The sequence below is a fragment of the Chitinophaga sp. G7 BAM 1005 genome, from assembly GCF_057126945.1.
Genome location: NZ_CP181478.1, coordinates 4,267,612 through 4,285,604, shown reverse-complemented (window position 1 = coordinate 4,285,604; position 17,993 = coordinate 4,267,612). Strand labels below are relative to the sequence as shown.

General features: G+C 49.3%; 16 protein-coding genes. 5 read left to right on the top strand and 11 right to left on the bottom strand.

Annotated features, from left to right (window positions below; translation table 11 throughout):
• Nucleotides 1-36: 36 nt before the first annotated feature.
• Together ACMXI2_RS16910 and ACMXI2_RS16905 are read right to left on the bottom strand one after the other, a co-directional pair.
• Complete coding sequence (locus tag ACMXI2_RS16910; protein ID WP_483777269.1) at nt 37-498, bottom strand: ferritin-like domain-containing protein; 462 nt, start codon at nt 496-498, stop codon at nt 37-39.
• A gap of 121 nt (nt 499-619) precedes the next feature.
• A complete protein-coding gene (locus ACMXI2_RS16905; protein WP_483777268.1) occupies nt 620-1,420 on the bottom strand; it encodes an MBL fold metallo-hydrolase in 801 nt (266 codons plus the stop codon).
• An 84-nt stretch (nt 1,421-1,504) separates the two neighbouring features.
• Between ACMXI2_RS16905 and lgt the strand changes: the two genes are divergently transcribed.
• Nucleotides 1,505-2,359 (top strand): prolipoprotein diacylglyceryl transferase, encoded by an 855-nt coding sequence (lgt, locus tag ACMXI2_RS16900; protein ID WP_483777267.1) that lies wholly within the window; start codon nt 1,505-1,507, stop codon nt 2,357-2,359.
• Nucleotides 2,346-3,287 (top strand): CobW family GTP-binding protein, encoded by a 942-nt coding sequence (locus ACMXI2_RS16895; protein ID WP_483777266.1) that lies wholly within the window; start codon nt 2,346-2,348, stop codon nt 3,285-3,287. Before lgt ends, ACMXI2_RS16895 begins: the two co-directional genes overlap by 14 nt.
• A gap of 16 nt (nt 3,288-3,303) precedes the next feature.
• Here ACMXI2_RS16895 and ACMXI2_RS16890 read toward each other — a convergent pair whose 3' ends face one another.
• The 5 genes from ACMXI2_RS16890 to ACMXI2_RS16870 form a co-directional block, all read right to left on the bottom strand.
• Nucleotides 3,304-4,197 carry a metallophosphoesterase family protein gene (locus ACMXI2_RS16890; protein ID WP_483777265.1) on the bottom strand — a complete coding sequence of 298 codons (894 nt, stop codon included), beginning with the start codon at nt 4,195-4,197 and terminating at the stop codon, nt 3,304-3,306.
• An 8-nt stretch (nt 4,198-4,205) separates the two neighbouring features.
• Complete coding sequence (locus tag ACMXI2_RS16885) at nt 4,206-6,002, bottom strand: RagB/SusD family nutrient uptake outer membrane protein (RefSeq protein ID WP_483777264.1); 1,797 nt, start codon at nt 6,000-6,002, stop codon at nt 4,206-4,208.
• Nucleotides 6,003-6,026: 24 nt separating this feature from the next.
• Complete coding sequence (locus tag ACMXI2_RS16880) at nt 6,027-9,497, bottom strand: SusC/RagA family TonB-linked outer membrane protein (RefSeq protein ID WP_483777263.1); 3,471 nt, start codon at nt 9,495-9,497, stop codon at nt 6,027-6,029.
• A gap of 254 nt (nt 9,498-9,751) precedes the next feature.
• A complete protein-coding gene (locus tag ACMXI2_RS16875) occupies nt 9,752-10,816 on the bottom strand; it encodes a FecR family protein (protein ID WP_483777262.1) in 1,065 nt (354 codons plus the stop codon).
• Nucleotides 10,817-10,932: 116 nt separating this feature from the next.
• Nucleotides 10,933-11,526, bottom strand: a complete 594-nt coding sequence (locus tag ACMXI2_RS16870) for an RNA polymerase sigma-70 factor (protein ID WP_483777261.1) — start codon at nt 11,524-11,526, stop codon at nt 10,933-10,935.
• Nucleotides 11,527-11,692: 166 nt separating this feature from the next.
• On the opposite strand from ACMXI2_RS16870, the gene xseA reads away from it, so the two are divergent.
• Together xseA and xseB are read left to right on the top strand one after the other, a co-directional pair.
• A complete protein-coding gene (gene xseA, locus ACMXI2_RS16865; protein ID WP_483777260.1) occupies nt 11,693-13,132 on the top strand; it encodes an exodeoxyribonuclease VII large subunit in 1,440 nt (479 codons plus the stop codon).
• On the top strand, nt 13,110-13,325 hold the full coding sequence (gene xseB / locus ACMXI2_RS16860; protein ID WP_483777259.1) for an exodeoxyribonuclease VII small subunit: 216 nt from the start codon (nt 13,110-13,112) through the stop codon (nt 13,323-13,325). The genes xseA and xseB overlap by 23 nt, the downstream gene beginning before the upstream one ends.
• Nucleotides 13,326-13,546: 221 nt before the next feature.
• On the opposite strand, the gene ACMXI2_RS16855 is transcribed toward xseB, so the two are convergent.
• Together ACMXI2_RS16855 and ACMXI2_RS16850 are read right to left on the bottom strand one after the other, a co-directional pair.
• Entirely contained in the window at nt 13,547-14,701 is a 1,155-nt protein-coding gene (locus tag ACMXI2_RS16855) for a BamA/TamA family outer membrane protein (RefSeq protein WP_483777258.1), read from the bottom strand.
• Nucleotides 14,702-14,835: 134 nt separating this feature from the next.
• Nucleotides 14,836-15,081, bottom strand: a complete 246-nt coding sequence (locus ACMXI2_RS16850) for a hypothetical protein (protein WP_483777257.1) — start codon at nt 15,079-15,081, stop codon at nt 14,836-14,838.
• On the opposite strand from ACMXI2_RS16850, the gene ACMXI2_RS16845 reads away from it, so the two are divergent.
• Complete coding sequence (locus ACMXI2_RS16845; protein WP_483777256.1) at nt 15,074-15,595, top strand: helix-turn-helix transcriptional regulator; 522 nt, start codon at nt 15,074-15,076, stop codon at nt 15,593-15,595. The genes ACMXI2_RS16850 and ACMXI2_RS16845 overlap by 8 nt on opposite strands.
• Before the next feature lie 22 nt (nt 15,596-15,617).
• On the opposite strand, the gene ACMXI2_RS16840 is transcribed toward ACMXI2_RS16845, so the two are convergent.
• Nucleotides 15,618-17,057: a c-type cytochrome domain-containing protein gene (locus tag ACMXI2_RS16840; protein WP_483777255.1), complete on the bottom strand. Its 1,440-nt coding sequence runs from the start codon at nt 17,055-17,057 to the stop codon at nt 15,618-15,620.
• On the bottom strand, nt 17,054-17,986 hold the full coding sequence (locus ACMXI2_RS16835; RefSeq protein ID WP_483777254.1) for a sugar phosphate isomerase/epimerase family protein: 933 nt from the start codon (nt 17,984-17,986) through the stop codon (nt 17,054-17,056). Before ACMXI2_RS16835 ends, ACMXI2_RS16840 begins: the two co-directional genes overlap by 4 nt.
• Between the last annotated feature and the right edge of the window lie 7 nt (nt 17,987-17,993).

Genomic DNA, 17,993 nt, shown 5'->3' with positions numbered 1-17,993 from the left:
GCTAATATTTTAGCTCATAATGATATACGCTTTGTTTTACTTAGCCTGGTCCCGTAATGCTTTTATCTGGTCATGTGAGCGCCTCAGCTCTGCTTTTTGCCGGGTCAGTAATTCTTTGATGTAAGCCGGCAGCGTTTCATGTTCTATGGCATCTTTATAGGCTCTCTGTGCAGCGTCTTCTCCGGCTTCGCAGTTAGAGAGGATGGTTTTACGGTCATGGCCGGTAAAAACGGCTTTTACATCCATCCAGGCGCGATAAACTTTACCGGTGGCAGTGGTGCCGGAATCCATTGTTCCGCCGTTTGCCTGTACCTCATTACCGAGTGCATTTCTGAGCTGGTGACTTTCAGCAATCATACCGGTAAAGAGCGGTTTCAGGTCGCTATTACCTGCTTCCAGTTCCTTCAGCGCTTTTTCATAACCTGCAATACGATCGTTGTTGATGGCGATCAGGTCGTTCAATACTTCGTTAGTGGCAGTTGGTGTGATAGTTTCCATGATATTTTTGTTTAGATGTACCGGGTATCCACCATAAAGCATACCAGTACCGGATGGAGTAGCACTGACAAGGGCGTAGCTATAAGCAGGTATTAAAAGACGGGTTGAAGTGTAGAAGCGTTTAATCATTCTGTGGCAGAACTTCGCAGGCATTGCGGACCGAAACCTGGTATACCGCTGTTTCCTCAAAACGGGAAGCCACTACGATCTGTGTGCCGTTAGCGTGCTGGTCAAAAAGTTCCTGTACCAGCGCGGGGCTGTTATTATCACGGGAAAGATGGGCCAGCAGGAGGTGGCTCATAAACGGCGGACGGTAGGTGGTAAATATTTCCAGCGCCTGCTTATTGGATAAGTGTCCTTTTCCGCCCCGGATACGCTTTTTCAGGTAGTAAGGGTATCTGCCCTTGTCCAGCATCTCTTCGTCGTAGTTCGCTTCCAGGAAAGCCGCATGACATTGCTGAAAATGACGGATCACATGCTCACAGGGTGTGCCGATATCTGTGAAGATCCCGATGGTCACCGCATTGCCGGACACAATAAAACTATGCGGCTCTGATGCATCGTGATGTTTTGGGAAGGCAGTTACCGACAGGGCGCCAATCTGTACCGGTTCGTAGGGGGTAAACGACATCACCAGCTGTTCTTCCAGGGTGAGACCGCCGTGTACCATTGTCATATTAGTAATATACACCGGCAGGCGGTATTTTTTTGCCAGCACGGTTACACCCCGGATATGATCAATGTGCTCATGTGAAATAAATATCGCTTTTACCTTGTTCATAGTGAGGCCCAGGCGGGTCATCCTTTTTTCGGTTTCCCTGCACGAAATCCCTGCGTCTACCAGCACGGCTTCACTGTCATTGCCAATGTAATAACAGTTTCCGTTGCTTCCCGAATTCAATGATGTAATAAATAGCGACATGTGGACAAAGGTAAATTTTCAAGTTGAGATTTGCAGAGACAGGTATTTTGATATGCAACGATGTTGCAAATTATTTTATTTGTTATGTTTGTTTCATTATGTTTGCAGGATATAACGAACCTGGTCCTGATGCTCTTTTTACACTGGGGCGTTTCCCCTGAAATTTTCCGTATCGGTGGTTTTGCGCTGCGGTACTACAGCTTGGGCTTTATGCTGGCTTTTGTGGTCTCGTATATGATATTGCTGTATGTATTCCGGCGGGAGCGGCAGTCGCACGAGATGCTGAACCGCCTGCTGGTGTATATTATAGCCGGTACGTTGATCGGTGCGCGCCTCGGGCATTGTTTGTTCTACGACTGGGCGTATTACAAGGAACATCTTTGGGAGATGATCCTGCCGTTTACCTTTTCGGGTGGTCAGTTTACTTTCACGGGCTACCAGGGGTTGGCGAGTCATGGCGCTGCCATTGGTATTGTACTGGCTTCCGTACTTTTCAGTTACCGCTTCCGGGTGCCGCTTATGTGGCTGCTGGATCACCTGGCGCTGGTGGTACCGCTGGCAGGCGCGTTTATCAGGATTGGCAATTTCTTTAATTCCGAAATTATCGGTACACCGGCCACACTGCCCTGGGCAGTGGTATTTACAAGTGTAGATGATATACCGCGTCATCCGGCCCAGCTGTATGAAGCATTGGCATATCTCCTCATCTTTGGATGGCTGTGGTTTCTGTACCGGATGCGCCCGGAGCCGGGTAAACTATTTGGCTGGCTGCTGACAACCGTATTCAGCGCCCGCTTCGGGATTGAATTTGTGAAAGAAAACCAGGTGGCTTTTGAAACCGGGCGCCTGCTGGATATGGGACAGCTGCTGAGCATCCCGTTGATTGTATTGGGTATTTATTTTTTAATTTTCTATAAGAAGAGATATGAACAGGGATGAACGTATAAAGGTTTATATTCTGACCGGGTTCCTCGGGGCGGGTAAAACCACTGTGCTGAACAGCCTGTTGCGGCAGTTCAGGGAACATAATAATATTGTGATCGAAAATGAATTTGGAAAGGTAAATATCGACGCCGGCCTCATCACCGAAAAAATTGACCAGCTGTATGAACTCACCAGCGGCTGTATCTGCTGCTCACTGGACAATGATCTGCTGGAGGTGTTAGGAAGCATCCTGCAAAAAGAAGAACGCCCGGACCATGTGTTTATTGAAACAACCGGTATTGCAGATGTAGGCAACATCATCGGGATGTTCCATATGCCCGATGTACAGCGGCATTACGAACTGGTGAGCACTATTTGTGTGGCAGATGCGGAAAATATTTTTGAAAGATTGCAGCAGGTGCCGGAAGCAGGTAAACAACTTTCCTGTGCAGACGTGATTATCATCAATAAAATAAACCAGCTCGCCGTACCGCAACTGGTCTATCTTTCCCAACAGCTGGAACAAATGAACCCGCTGGCATTCATCACCACTTCAGAAGATGGAACCGTTCCGCTGAAGGAATTGCAGTTCCCGGAAAAGATACCCGGCGCCGTTGGGGTACCCGTTGCACCGGTGAAACATCCGCATAAAGTGAATACGGTGTTGTTTGAATCGCCGGATGCCTTTGATCTGAACATGCTGGTATTTGTGCTGGATTTTCATTTCAATGCTTACCCGGATCAGCTATACCGCATCAAAGGATATATCCGGGTAAAAGACACGCCTGAAAGAATGCTGGTACAATCTACCGGGAAGTACCTGCACATACAACCCGCAGGAGAGTGGGGCAGTGCTACGCCATCTTCCACACTGGTATTTATAGGAAAAGAATTAAAAACACCCACTATCCAGAGAATACTGACGCCGGCGCTCAGAAAATAATTTTATGGAAAATTAATCAGGTATGTGCAATATATTCGTTTTCTACTTCGCCATCTGCATATAATTTCAGGATGGCGTAGCCCGGAGGCGTTTCCAGGTAATAACCTTCGCCGGCAGATTCCTTGTCGCCTGCGCCCCACCAGAATCCGCTCATAGCGCCATTGCAGCAATAACGTACGCCGTTGTAAACTGCGTTATCGGAAAGATGATTATGCCCGCTGAGGCATACCTTTACTTTGTCGCGGTGTTTAAAAAAGAGGGCTTTCAACCGCTGATGATCCGAGTGGCCGCCGCCTACGAGGATGGGGGTGATTCCCAGGATCGGGTAGTGCGACATCAGCAGGGTGGGCGTTCCTGCGGGCAGCTTTTGGAGGTCCTGTTCCAGCCACTGGTATTGTTCTTCATCCAGTGCGATCTTTTCATTATTGCCATCCAGGATGATGAAGTGCCATCCTTTGCGGGTGAAGCTGTAATACCGGTGCGGAATGTTCAGCCGCTTTACTACATAGTCTTTTCCATACATGCTGTCGTCTTTGGTGGGCGCCTTCCACCACGTGTCATGATTACCGATGCAGCTATAGATATCATATGATTTCAGGCTGCTGATGCATTCATCCCAGATCTGCCAGAGCTGTGTAACCCTTTCCCTTTTTACGGTATCGTAGGAGGCGTCGAAGATAGCGTCGCCGCCATTGAGGAAGAAGTCCACTTTTTTTGTTTTGATTTCCTCCAGGCATTTTTTAAATCTTGCCGGTGCGTTGAGGTCTTCACGTATATGCACATCCGTTATATGCGCCACGGTTAGCACCGGGGTACGTTTGCCGCTTACAGCGGCTTTCACGGCGGCCGGCCCCAGTAGGGTGCCGGCTGCCATGAGCCCTGTGTGTTTTAGGATATCTCTTCTATTCATAAAAGAATTTATTGCCAGTCGAAAATCTGTTTCAGTGCAGGATTCAGTGCTACCTGTGTGTAGGGTACCGGGCGGTAGTAATACTTGGGTTCTGTAAACTTACGTAGGTTTGTTTCCGTTACCAGTGTGCCGCCTGCGGTACCATTTTTCAGGTATACCGTTACGCTTTCCCCGATGCTGCCGGCTTTATAATAAACCAGTGTGATACCGAGGGAGTTCTTTTCTTTTTTATCTTCCGCAGGAATATCGGTGTTTTTATCTATCAGGATAATATCTTCCACGCCATCGCCGGTAAGGTCGTATTTACCTAATCCGGGAAAGTACATGCCTTCGGGGATCTTCTCCAGCAGTTTGCCTGCATGCCATCTCATGAGGTCATTATAGCGGTAGCCTTCCATTGCAAATTCGATCCTTCTTTCGCGGCGTATTTCCAGCAGCACGCCTTTCATGGCGCCGGTAACATCCGGGTATTTTGCGGCCTGCACGGGGTCAGGGCCGGCATTGCTGGCGGCGAGGTTCAGATCAGGGATTCCGGCGCGGGTGCGCAGCAGGTTTACGGATTGATCCAGGTCGGTTTGCGTGAGCGTATTCAGTTCTGCTTTGGCTTCTGCAAAGGTAAGCAGGGCTTCTGCATAGCGGTATACGGGGAAGTCCACGCTGTTGGCAATGATCTGGTCGGTGCTGTTAATATATCCTTTCAGTTGGTGGTAGCCGGTGAAGTTTTTGTTAAGACGCTGGATATACGGCCTGGCGTCGCCGGCACGGGTGAAGCCTGGTCCTGCCAGGGTTTGGCGCATACGTGGATCCCTGTTCTGAAATTCTGCCACAAAAGGCAGCTTGTCATAACCGGCGATATCGGTAAAGCGTTTACCATCTTTCATCAGGTAGGTTTGCACCAGGTCGCGGGAAACGGATTGTTCGTAATCCCCGAATACGTTACCGTTGATACTGCCGCTGCGGCCTTTATTCATATCATAAGGATCGGCGAGGATCACTTCCTTGTTCAGCAGGAGATCCTGGCTGGAGAACAGGGCAGCATAATCCTGGTCGGGTTTACCGGTGTTGTATATGGTGAAGTTGCCGGAGTTGATAATGTCCTGTGCCTGCACGCGCGCACTGTCAAGGAAGCGTGTTGCGGTGCCGGTGAGGTTCAGTTCCGGGTGATATTTACGGTAGGTGCCTTCAAACAGCGCAATGCGGGCGTAGAGCATTTTAGCGGCCCATAAGCCTGGTGTGCCACTGGGTACGCTGGCGCGGATGTGTGTGGTGGCAAATACAAGATCGGCCATCATACTGTCTACCACCATTGCACGGGGATCGCGGCCTTTGAACAGGTCGGGGTCGCCGGGATTCAATGCCCTGCCATACCAGGGAACATCTGAATAGCGGATAATTTTATCAAAGTAAAATTCGGCCCGGTAATACCTGGCCAGTCCGGCATAATGATCTTTGATGTCCTGGGTAACGGCGGCCGTGTTGTAATTGTCGAGGAAGTAGTTCACGTCACGGAGCCTGTCCCATACCCAGCCATTGTTAATGGTTTGAGAGCTGGGAGAGCCGATCATGATATTTTTTATTTCCACTGCGGCAGTAGTGGCGGCATTGTCGCTGTTCTGGTCCCCGAGGTATTCGGTGGTACCGGCCAGGTTAAGTAAACCATTCACATACAGGGCCAGGTCTTCCTCGGTTTTAAAGAACAGTTCGGGAGAAATAGCGTCCTGTGGATAGCGATCGAGGAAGTCCTTTTTACAGGAAGCACTGATCACCATCACCCCGATAATTATATAGCTCGTAAATTTTTTCATGTTGCAATGTTTAGCGTTCCGGTTTTACAGATCAAGATTTAATCCTACTGCATATTTGCGTTGATAAGGATATGCCCATCCATAGCCATCAATAATGGATTCCGGATCCAGGTACTTTTTGATGGAAGAGAATTCAAAGATATTTTCACCGGTTACGTAGATGCGTAAACGATTGATATGATAGCGCCTGGTCAGTGATGCGGGCAGGGTGTAACCCAGGGTTACATTTTTGATACGCAGGTAAGCCGCATTCAGCATGTATTTGGATTGCGGGATATCCAGTCCTTTTTTGTCGTTGTTATCTGCGAGCCAGGATTGTAATACCGGGAAATAAGAATTGGTATTGGCATCTGCCAGTCCGGCTTTGATGTAGGACTCGCTATGCTGCGCGCGGGTAGCTTCGTTGTCGGCTGTAGCGCGGTAGTAGTCGAGGTTCCAGGGGTAAATACTGGCGTAAGGCTGTTGGTATGGACCCCAGAATAAATAGTGATGCGGGTAGTAGTCCATTTTCCCGATGCCCTGGAGGAAAACGGAGAGATCGATGCCATTCCAGTTCATATCCAGGTTTACGCCAAAGCGGTAATGCGGGCTGGTATTACCGATTACTTTCAGGTCTTTGGGATCTTTGGCAGAAATACCCCGTTCAATTTTGCCGTTACCATCCAGGTCTTTGTACTTAGGCCATCCTTCTACAATTTCCAGGGCGCCCCAGGGGATGATGGCAGATTGATCCAGTTTGTTGATCTCATCTTTATTTTTGAAATAGCCGTCGTTGGTGAGTCCCCATATTTCGCCATAGGTTTGTCCTTCCCAATAGCTGGAGCCAAACAGTTGCTGATCGTTTTTGAAGCGGGTGATTTTTGTTTTGTCATCTGACAAAATAACTTTTATGCCGAAGCCGAGTGGTTTGGAGGCTACGTTAAAGTCGTTGCGGTAACCGAGGCTCAGTTCCCATCCGCGGGTAGACAGATCGGCCACGTTTTGGTTGGGAGCGTTGGTACCCAATACGGCTGGTAATTCCTGGCCTTGTGCCAGCATGCCGGTAGTGTTACGGATAAAGTAGTCGAAGCTGGCCTGGAATTTATTTTGTACAAAGCCCATGTCGGTACCCACGTTGGTGGTCGTTACTTTTTCCCAGGTATAGTTGGCGGGATCTACCTGCAGGGAAGGTGCGCCATCGATAATTGTCTGGCCGGCGTTGCCACCTGGCAGGTACTCTGATTTTTTGGTTTTCAGGGTTTGCAGGTAGCCAAAATAGGCTACGCTCTGGTTACCCAAACTACCGTAAGATCCCCTGAATTTGAGCGTGGAAATAACCGGTACCGTATTCCTTATAAAGCTTTCCTCGCTGGCGATCCAGGCGGCAGATACGGAAGGGAACAGGCCCCAGCGGCTACTGGAAGGGAAGCGGGAAGATCCGTCGTACCGTCCATTAGCTTCTATGATATAGCGGTCTTTAAAAGTGTAATTAATTCTCCCGAAAAAACTCCGGATAGCATACGAGTAATATTCCGTACCTACCGCAGGATCGCCGCTGGTGAGCGCGATGTAGGGGAGGGAAGAAGAGATCAGGTTTTGTTTGGAAGCATTGATCAGCTGCCATTCGTAGCTCTCCTGGTTGTAGCCGGCGAGTAAAGTGATGTTGTGTACTTTACCGAGGGTTTTGTGGTAATTGGCGAAGAGGTCTATTACATCGTGACTGATCGTTCCGTTATTTTCCGTAACGGAGCCGTTACCGCCTTCCTGGCGGATATCGTCAGGGCCGTAGCCTATCTTATATTTTTTCTGGTCGATGTGGTATTTCCAGAGTTCTCTTTTGATGCTGGCGTCACCGGTGATGGTGAGGTCGTTGTTGAGGAAAGAAGCCACACCGCGGATGATGTCCTGGAATCCAAAGCGGGTTTGCGTATTGCGTCCTCCGTCTACCAGTTTGGCTGCCAGTCGTCCTGCGGCGGTGTTGGCCCAGGTGCCGTCCGGATTTACTGCTACCTGGGTGGGTTGCAGGTAATACACGTCCGTGATATTATTGGCTGGTGCATCGGCCTTTGTCTGGTAGATGTTCATGTTATTATCTATCTGTAGCCATTTGATGGGTTTAAGGCTGATCTTTCCGCGTAATCCGTAGCGTCCCCAGTCGTCTTTTGCCAGTTTATTCAAACCGTTTTCTTTGGTATAGTCAGCAGAAAGGAGATAGCTGATGGGTAATTTCTTGGCTGTTTCCGCACTTCCGCTAAGGGAGATAGCGTGGTACTGCGAGAAGTTACTTTTACTGAAGAAGTAATCATTCCAGTTGTTGCTGCCCATGTACGCCCATTTGGTAGGATCGCTTGGATCAATACGGGTATCGGGAAGGGAAGGGTTTTCGGATCTTTCCTTTGCCCATTTATAATACTCGTCGGAATAGTTTACATAGTCCCACGGCGTATTGTCGGTAGATGTTTCCAATACGCGCGAGTAAATATAGGGATCGGTGATCGCGTCCGGCAACACAGTGGGGCGCGACATGGCAAAGTAGTTACTATAGCTTACGGTTTGTTTACCACCGCTGGCGCCTTGTTTGGTGGTGATGAGAATAACGCCGTAGGCGGCGCGTGCGCCGTAAATGGCTGCAGAGGCGGCATCGCGTAGAACGGAGATAGACGCGATATCTAAGGGATTGATGCGTAACAGGTCGTCCATTACTGAAGCAATACCATCAATCACGATGAGGGGAGACACAATGCCGTTGGAGCTGGCGATACTGGCTACACCCCTGATGTTGATAGTGGGTGTTTGCCCGGGGCGGCCGCCGGGGTAGCTGATATTGAGCCCGGGGCTGAGGCCCTGTAAGCCCTGCATCACATTGGCAATGGGGCGTGCAGCCAGCTGTTTACCGGAGATCTGGTCGATAGCGCCGGTTACGTTTAGTTTTTTCTGTGTACCATAACCTACCACGATCACTTCTTCCATAGAATTTTTAGAAGGTTCGAGGGTGATGGTCAGGGTTTCCCGGCCGTTGAGTGAAACCTCCTGCTGATCAAAGCCCACATAGGTAAGTACCAGGATGGCATTTTCGGGTACCTTTAATTCAAAGTCGCCTTTAACATCCGTAACCGTGCCTATGGAAGTGTTTTTGAGCCTTACGCTTACCCCTGGCAATACTTCGCCTGCGGGATTTACCACATGGCCTTTTACCAGGTTGTCTTTACTCACCACAGCCGCCGGGGCGATCACGATCAGTTTGTCGGACATTTTCCGGAAGTGAAGGGAGGTATTATTGAGAATTTCGTTCAATACTTTGTCGATAGACCAATCTTTTGCATCGATAGATATTTTATGGTTTAACGGAAGATTATCATCGTTATAAACAAACCTGTAATGGCTGTTTTTCTCCAGCAGGGAGAGGGCTTTATCCAATTGCACCTGCGAGAGCTTCACTGTTATGGTGGATTGAGAATGTACCTTTGCGCTTACGTGTAAACAGGCAAGGGTGACAAGCAGCATAGAAAGCTTCATAAAAATTAACAGTTTATACAACCTCCGGCCGGGCGGAAGCCAATTGTCCACTGTACTTTTTTTCATACATTTGTTTTGTTGGTTAATTAATTTGTTGATGGAAAGTTTACCCAATACAATGCTGTTAACCGATATTTACACGGGGAATGGTGCGAACATTTCCCGTTTTTTTTTCGGTTTAAGCTTAGCTAATAAATTCAGTAGTTACTTGTTGTTCAGACTGTCCGTTAGATTTTTTTCAGGTGAAAGAAATGTTAGTTAATCCATATTTTGCCTTCTGCATCTTTATGCCAGGAAAACGATAAGGTTGTTTCCAGCGCATTCAATACTTCTTCCAGGCTTTCTGATTCGAAAACACCGGTAAAGTAGAGTTGTTTTTTACGATTGTCACTGAAGTTGATTTCCACCCCATACCATTGTTCCAGCATCGTTACTACTTTGTCGAGCTGCAGGTGTTTAAAGGCCAGTTTATTTTGTACCCAGGCCGTTTCCGGGATAATACTATCTCTTAACGTGGTGAGTTTCGTTTTATATACTACCACGGGTGTATTTAATGTTGTGGTGTTTGCTGTTGTTGCTGCTGTTTGCGGATGCACGGGTACGGTTAGTTTTTCGTTGGGCTTCAGCGATACTACCTGGCTGGAAGCATCATTCAGCACTACTTCCACGGATCCCTGCACAAGAGATGCTACGGCGCTGTCTTCCAGCGGATAAGCCCTTACATTGAAGGAGGTGCCCAGCACCCTTACATTAAAGGCTTTGGTATGAACGCGGAAGGGACGTTCAGCGTCGGCGGTTACCACAAAAAAGGCTTCTCCCTCGAGGGTTACTTCCCGGGGCTGATGTGCTGCAAATTGTTGGGGATAGTCCAGTTTACTGCCGGCATTGAGCCATACCCTGGTACCATCCGGAAGCAGCACCTGTGAGCGCATGCGTTTATCGGTTACCAGCTGCGATAACACCGGCGTTGTTTTGGCGGGTTGCGTATACCGCCAGTATCCGCCGAGGGCGAAGAGCAGGAGGAATCCCGCTGCGATGCCGCTGTACAGCAGCCATCTGCGTCCTTTTTGGGGCGCTTCTTCATAAAGCGTAGCATCTGGTATGTTTTGCATACGCTGCTGGTGTTTTTCCAGCAGTTGTTCCACCTGCGAAAGGGAGTATGCTTTACCCGCCGGGGCCCAGTTTTGCGCAAACACTTCCCGGATGTAGCTGGCATCGGGGTGTTGCCGCAGCAATTGTTCCAATGCTGCGGCTTCTTTTTCAGTTAGTTCGCCGGCCATTTCGCGGGCCAGCAACGCATAGAGTTTTTCCTGATCCATAGTGTCAGTGAAGAACAAAAAGACGCCTGTTTTTATTTAAGCCGCCATTTTGCTCCTGCATCTGTAAGAAGGACAAACTAAACAGTAAAAGTTCCCTAAAGGAAATCAAAAAAAAATTATGAGTCCAGCCGGAGGTAGGTTTGAGCGGTTTCGTCTGACAGGTCGAAGCGGATGGCCCGGGATATTTTTTTAACGGCGATAGTGAGTTGTGCATCTACCGTTTTTGTGGAAATATTGAGGAGTTCCGCTACTTCGCGGTAGCTGAGGCGGTCTTGTTTTATTAAGCGGAAGATGAGCTGGCAGCGGGCGGGCAGGCTGCGGATAGCCCTTTCTATTTTTTGCGATACTTCGGCGGATACCATGCCGTTTTCTGCATCGGGGGCAACGGCCAGCAGGTCTGTATTCAGCGTATCCAGCGAATGATGCTGGTGTCTTTTCTGTTGGCGCAGGGTGTTCAGGGAGAGATTTTTGGTGCTTACATAAAGATATACCACCGGGTTTTGTATATGTGATAAATCATTCCGTTTTTGCCACAATGATAGAAATACATCTGACACAATTTCTTCTGCCAGGTGAAATGAGGAAACAATGGATGCAGAAAAATGTATCAGCCGGGCACATAATGCTATGTATAATTCATTGTACGCCTGAATACTGTTATCATAGCAGACCCTTTCAAAAAGCCCCTTTATCTGCTCATTTTCTCTCATGGCACAAAAATATATAAATCGGAATAAGTCTGTTATTAAGTGTTTGTTACGGTTTTGGTCGACCTGGCAATCTTTTCATTATTCAATGTGTGGCAATATATACATTTCCCCCGGTATTCCATGAGCGTGTTCATAATAAACGTTTTACTTATCTTTACCCACTACCATGACCGATTCTCCGTCCATAAAACTATCCGTTCTTACCGGGAAAATCCAGCAGGCGCTTCAACAGGTGTTTGCGGAGCAAACCTATTGGGTAGTGGCAGATATCACCAATCATTCTTATTACCAGCAAAAGGGGTATCATTATTTCGACCTGGTGGAAAAAGAGGAACATGCGGGTGGAATTGTGGCCAAAGTTTCGGCGGTTGCGTGGGGAAATGGCGCCATCCGGATCAGGGAATTTGAAATTGTTACGGGGCAGCAGTTTAAAAACGATATTCATGTATTGGTGAAAGTATCGGTAGGGTACCACCAGGTGCATGGGTTGCAGATCACGCTGCTGGATATAGATACCAGTTTTACAGTGGGATTGCTGGAACAGCAGAAGCAACAAACCTTGTTACGGCTTACTACAGAATGCGGGGATTTTATCCGTAAGTCGGGCGACCGGTACATAACCCGTAACAACCAGTTGCCGCTGCCGGCAGTGATCCAGCGGCTGGCGGTGATCACTTCCGGGAACTCCGCCGGCTACCAGGACTTCCGGCATACCCTGGAGCATAATCATTTCGGGTACACGTTTAAAATCGATAACTACTTCACGGTAGTGCAGGGCGAAACCAAAGCGGAGCTGGTGCAACAGCGGCTGATAGATATCTACCAGCGCCGGGTACCTTATGATGCGGTGGTAATTATCCGCGGGGGCGGTGCGCAAACCGACTTCCTGATCTTCGATACTTTTATCCTGGGCAGGGCGGTGGCAAAATTCCCGATCCCGGTGATCACCGGAATAGGGCATCAGAAAAATGAAACCATCACGGATATGATGGCGCATACGGCCACCAAAACGCCTACCAAAGCAGCGGAGCTGATTATTGCGCATAACCGGTTGTTTGAAGAAGCGGTGATCAATATGCAGCAGAATATTGTGATCCGTTCGCAGCAGCTGTTTTCCGGGCACTTCCAGGCATTGTCTTATCTCAACAGCGCCATTATTAACCAGTCGCGCACGCTGCTGGCCAATCATAAAGAAGCATTGCATGCCCGCAACAACGTGGTGCTGCATACCTCGAAATCGATATTGCTGAACCGGCACCGGGAGCTGATGACCGTATCCAACGCCGTGTTATCAAAACCCCGGATCATTGTTTCCAACCGGCTGAATGACCTCAGCAATATAACGGGTCGTCTCCGTTCTTTCAGCAGGTTATTTATTCAAAGCAAAAGGGGGCAGGTAGCGCATTACGACTCCCTGTTCAAACTGATGAGTCCTGCCAGTATCCTGAAACGTGGCTTTGCCATTGTGTACCAGGACGGGCACATTCTTCCCGATGCGTCTTCTCTCCAGCCCGGAAGCCATATCAGGGTGGTGCTGCAGGATGCATCACTTGAAGCCACTATTACTGAAAAAAATATCATACATGAGCCAGGAACTGACATATGAAGCTGCTTATAATGAATTGCAACTGATTGCGGAAGAAATAGAGAATGAAGCTGTTTCGGTAGATCTGCTGGCAGAAAAGGTAAAACGGGCGGCTGTTCTTATTGAATTTTGTCAACAGACATTACGCGCTACAGAAACGGAGGTGAATAATATTATCAAGCAAATGGAGGGGACGAAGGGGGGAGAGAAGTAAGGTGTTTTTGGGGCGGACCTGATCACCTGATCCGTGGAGCAATAGCTGCGAACCCGCTTAGTGCCTGCTTCAGACATGCTTAGCACATACTTAGTACCTGCGCTATTCATGGAGGTGACGTGGAGGTGACGTGGAGGTGATGTGGACTTGATCTGGAAACGGTCTGCTGTAAAGGGTTTTGAGCCAAATTGAAGGCCGGGGTTCTGTACCGGCGGATCTCCCTAAAAAACCTCGTTAATACCAAAGTAAAAACCCGATTGATCCTTACCCCTGCCATAATCCAGGCGGATATTGATCCGTTTTTTGAACTCCCAGCGGTAGCCGATGCCATAGCTGACCAGCGACTGGCGGAATTCAAACTCATTAAAGCGGGGGAACACGTTGCCACCTCCTATCCAGGCGACTATGCCGCTGCGGTTATAGATCTTCTGGCGTAGTTCCACCTGGGCGGCCACATAGTTCTTGTCGCGGAAGCGGCCTTCGTAGTAGCCCCGGAGGCGGTTGGAGCCGCCGGCTTCTCCGAGCAGGCTCCAGGGCACATCGCCGCTGCGTTCTTCTGCGTAGAGGTCGGTAGCCAGTACGGCGCCTTTCCAGAGTTGTTTGTACCAGTCGAACTGCAGATCCAGTTGTGAAAATACGGTTTTATTGCCCAGGAACGAGGGGAAAAAGCGATAGCCCAGTCGTATGTACATGCCTTTATAGGCATTGGGGATAAAATCGCGGGTATCGTATACAATAAACGGGCCGGCGCCGATGCCCAGCACGTTTCCCGGCGTCATGAGCGGCTTGCCGCCTGCGGTGTCCAGTTTTTGGACTTGTACATTCTGGATTTGTGTACAGAGGCCCATGAACAGGTTCCCGTTCAGGTTGATGCTGAAGTCGGCCTGGAGTTTTTCAGTGAGTTGCACGTATTCGGTGTAGTCATCTTTACGGCTGCCGGCTTCGTAGCCGATGCCCCAGTATTTATTGGGGCGGGAGCTGAAAGAGGCTTTCAATGCCAGCCGGAACCTGTCGTGCGGGAATATGGTAGTATTGCTGATGCCGATTCCATAAAACCCGGTGAGGGCGCCGGAGGCGTACACAGCGGCGTTGGAAACGGGCAGCAGGGAATCTGTTTTATCTGTTTTGTATTGTGCGGCCATCATTACGGCGATGCCGAAGCTGGTTTCGGGTGTGTATACGGGGCCGCCGATGAAGCTGAGGTCTACCTTTTTCTTTTTCTTTTCTACATTGGTATTTTTGAGATAATACTTAATGTTATCAAAAAATCCTTTAGGCGCTGAAAATGTGGCTGTTGAGTCTGCCCGGTCTTCCTGCTGGGCATACCCTACAGCAGGTGCAACCAGTAGCAGTAGTAGTAAAATCTTTCTATCCATGTATGACAATACAATGAATATAGGACGATTTTCAGAAAACTGATGAAGCGGTATGCAAAAAGTGTGTTAAATCATAAAACGAACAGCAGTGCGGGTTGGCCCGGCTGCTGTTGTTTTTTACAGGGGTAAACAAATTAATCGATGAGCAATTGTGTCACGGCGGCGGTATTGAGCGCCCATTGCATGTTATACACTTCACCGGCATGTGCTTCAGGGGCGGGCTGCAATTGCTGGGCGTCAGCAGTGGCGTGAGTAAACGCACCATCCAGGCGGATATCCAGTTGATGCGCAGCGATAAGCTGGGTTATAACGCGCCCATTAATAACGCGGATGTGGATAAAATGAAAGAAATAGTGGCCGTACCAGGCTACCTTGCGCAAAAAAACCCTCCTGGTAGAATATAAATCTTTTAAAGCCAGCAAGGCACAGGAGTTTATCTGTTATCCTTACCTGTTGAAAGAATACCGCAACCGCTGGTTCCTGATCACCCGGAACAAACGTACCCCGCAACTGCTCACCCTGGCGCTGGACAGGATCATCAGCCTGCAGGAACTACCTGAAGAAAAGTTTATTGCCTGGGAAGGCATCCCTTTTGACGAGTATTATGATAACCTCATAGGCGTTACCAAAACAGAAAAAGATCCTGTGCGTAAAGTAGTGCTGCAAATTGATCATAAGCATGCCCCTTATGTGTTGACAAAGCCACTGCATCATTCGCAGGAAGTATTAAAGGAAGATGAACAGGCCACTATTGTGAGTATCGACGTGGTGCTGAACTTTGAACTGGAGCGGGAAATCCTGGGATCCGGGGAACATATGAAAGTATTGTCCCCCAAATCCCTGGCTAAAAAAATTGCATTGCGGCTGGCACAGGCGGCGCAGGAGTACGAATAACGGGTACGCCTGCACGTATTTGTTACCCGTTTACTTTATGATAGATCACCGTATCGGAAGCCAGCTGTTGTAAACGGTAACCGCCGGTATCCAGTTTCAGTTTTGGCAAAGATTGTTGTAACTGCCGGAGCGCTGCCGGTGTAAAGCCAGCCTGGTATACATATAGCTGTTGCAGCTTTTTATTTTGCTGCAGCGATAATAGTCCTTCGGCATTTACCGCCGTTCCGGCGAGATTGAGGTAGCGCAGTTCCCTGCAGTTGCCCAGCGCTTTTATGCTATTGCCCTTGACCGCGGTATTCCTCAGATCAAGACGGGTGAGCTTCTTCAGCTGCCCCAATACAACAAACGCGCTGTCGGTAATGGCCGTACCGGAAAGATCCAGCCAGATCAGCTGCTCTTTTAATCCCAGTAACAATTGCATATCACGGTCGCTGAAGCCGGCGGCGTTGATAGCGTTTACCGTGAGGTAATTGCTTCCTGTGCCCACCGGCATTACTTTTACTTTCAGGGCTTCCAGTGCGGCCATCTTCTGTTCGCTGGGCGCGCCGGTACTTTCTTCCGGAACAAATTCCTGCTTATCAAGCGGGGTAGCGGGTTGCATTCCTTCCAGCACCGCCATAATCCGTGGCGTTTTTTCCAGCTCTTTTACTGTTTTGTTCGCAGGTGCGCCTGCTGCTATCCACCAGTGCAACAGCTCCAGTTCCTGCGGTGTTACGGATGGCTTGCCTTTGGGCGGCATCCGGTGTTCGTCTTCTTCGGGGAGTATCAGCCGTTTGAATAATTCGCTTTCTTCTGGCAGGCTGTCCTTCAGCACCGGTCCGTGCTCTCCGCCTTTACGGATAAGAGCAATGGATTCCAGCCGCAGGCCGCCTTTCAGCTTCTGTTCATTGTGGCAGCCATAGCAGCGGTTAGTGAGTACCGGGCGCACCAGGTCTTCATACAACCGGGCGTCGCCAATATTCGTATAGGTGGCAGCGTTAGCCACCGCTTTGTTCATGCCGGTGATCCGCTGTAAAGGAGCGGGCATTGCCTGCGTGAGGTAGTCGTCGCCGTGGGTAAGACTACCGCCGTAATGCCCTGCGGCGCCCAGCAATAATACCATCAGCAGTGCGGCGGGTAGTTGCAGGCGGGGAAAGCGGTGTTTGTTTCTTTCCAGCAGGTATAACGCCGTGCTGATAACGGCCACGCCTATACCGAGATATTTATGCGTTTGCAGTAATTTTTCTTCATAACCTCCATCAAGTGAAAGGAGGTAGCCGGTGATGCAGCTGAGTATAGCCGATACGGCAGCCGCCAGTAATACCGCCGGCAGCGCTGTTTGTACATGCCGCCACTTTTCCCTGCGCGCCAGGAGTGTTAATATAAATGCGATAATTAAAATGCCGATAGGCAGGTGTACCAGTAAAGGATGTGAACGTCCTATAAACATACTCCAGCTGCCGCTACTGATCAGTAATCTCATGGTTTGCTGTAACGTTGTTTTAGCTGGTTCATCATAAATACGTTGATATCCCATTGATCGGCCACCGGCAGCCGGGTATAAGGCAGGGTAGGGAGGTAGTCGGCCGGACCGAACTCCGTAAGGAACGTGAGCGGTTTGCCGGCGGCCTGGTGCCGTTGCACAACCTGATCCCACCAGCTAAAATGCGCTTTCACGGCAGCGGCCCATTCCGGCGCGCGGGGATCATTCACCTGCGGTCCTTCCGGGTGCCCGATGCGGGCGTGTATATGGCCTGCCCGTGCCAATGCTTTGGCTACAGTGGCCTGCTGATCCTGCAGTAAGGTTTCGTGTACGTTGCACCAGTGCGAAATGTCGAGCGTAAGCCGGAGGTCGGGTTTTGCGTCGATGAATTTGCCGGCGATGTGTGCGGCAAACAACATCCGCGAACGATGGGTTTCATGATATACCGGTATGCCTGTTTGTTTGGAGATCCGGTTGGTCATATCTATTAACGCACTGTTTTGTTCAAAGGAAAAGTAGTCCCTTCCGGAGTGGCAGTTAATATACAGCGGTTTGATCTTATTGTTGCCGGTGGCTGCTTTCAGCATGGTTTCAAATTGCTGCGCATGTTTCGTATAGTCGCTGTCGTAACCTGCGCATAAATAGCCCACTTCCAGTCCGTGTTGTTCCAGTGCGGCAAATAATTCCTGCTGAGCGGCGGTTTCATTGGGCCACCAGATTTCGAGTCCGTCGTATCCGGCCTTTTTGGCCTGTGCGCAAAATTCGTTGATGCTGCCGGTGTAGCCCCAGTTGGTGGCCAGTACAATAAGGCGGTATCCGTCTTTTGCGGTAGCGGGTGTGGCTGTGGCAAATGCCGGCAGGGAAGGGATACATAATGCGGAACCCAGTATGGCCGATTGTTTGATAAAATTTCTCCTGTTATTGTTCATGTACGGT

What these genes read in the sequence shown, in the direction of transcription:
- ACMXI2_RS16910 (WP_483777269.1), bottom strand. Translation starts at nt 498, where the DNA reads ATGGAAACTATCACACCAACTGCCACTAACGAAGTATTGAACGACCTG.
- ACMXI2_RS16905 (WP_483777268.1), bottom strand. Translation starts at nt 1,420, where the DNA reads ATGTCGCTATTTATTACATCATTGAATTCGGGAAGCAACGGAAACTGT.
- lgt (WP_483777267.1), top strand. Translation starts at nt 1,505, where the DNA reads ATGTTTGTTTCATTATGTTTGCAGGATATAACGAACCTGGTCCTGATG.
- ACMXI2_RS16895 (WP_483777266.1), top strand. Translation starts at nt 2,346, where the DNA reads ATGAACAGGGATGAACGTATAAAGGTTTATATTCTGACCGGGTTCCTC.
- ACMXI2_RS16890 (WP_483777265.1), bottom strand. Translation starts at nt 4,197, where the DNA reads ATGAATAGAAGAGATATCCTAAAACACACAGGGCTCATGGCAGCCGGC.
- ACMXI2_RS16885 (WP_483777264.1), bottom strand. Translation starts at nt 6,002, where the DNA reads ATGAAAAAATTTACGAGCTATATAATTATCGGGGTGATGGTGATCAGT.
- ACMXI2_RS16880 (WP_483777263.1), bottom strand. Translation starts at nt 9,497, where the DNA reads ATGAAGCTTTCTATGCTGCTTGTCACCCTTGCCTGTTTACACGTAAGC.
- ACMXI2_RS16875 (WP_483777262.1), bottom strand. Translation starts at nt 10,816, where the DNA reads ATGGATCAGGAAAAACTCTATGCGTTGCTGGCCCGCGAAATGGCCGGC.
- ACMXI2_RS16870 (WP_483777261.1), bottom strand. Translation starts at nt 11,526, where the DNA reads ATGAGAGAAAATGAGCAGATAAAGGGGCTTTTTGAAAGGGTCTGCTAT.
- xseA (WP_483777260.1), top strand. Translation starts at nt 11,693, where the DNA reads ATGACCGATTCTCCGTCCATAAAACTATCCGTTCTTACCGGGAAAATC.
- xseB (WP_483777259.1), top strand. Translation starts at nt 13,110, where the DNA reads ATGAGCCAGGAACTGACATATGAAGCTGCTTATAATGAATTGCAACTG.
- ACMXI2_RS16855 (WP_483777258.1), bottom strand. Translation starts at nt 14,701, where the DNA reads ATGGATAGAAAGATTTTACTACTACTGCTACTGGTTGCACCTGCTGTA.
- ACMXI2_RS16840 (WP_483777255.1), bottom strand. Translation starts at nt 17,057, where the DNA reads ATGAGATTACTGATCAGTAGCGGCAGCTGGAGTATGTTTATAGGACGT.
- ACMXI2_RS16835 (WP_483777254.1), bottom strand. Translation starts at nt 17,986, where the DNA reads ATGAACAATAACAGGAGAAATTTTATCAAACAATCGGCCATACTGGGT.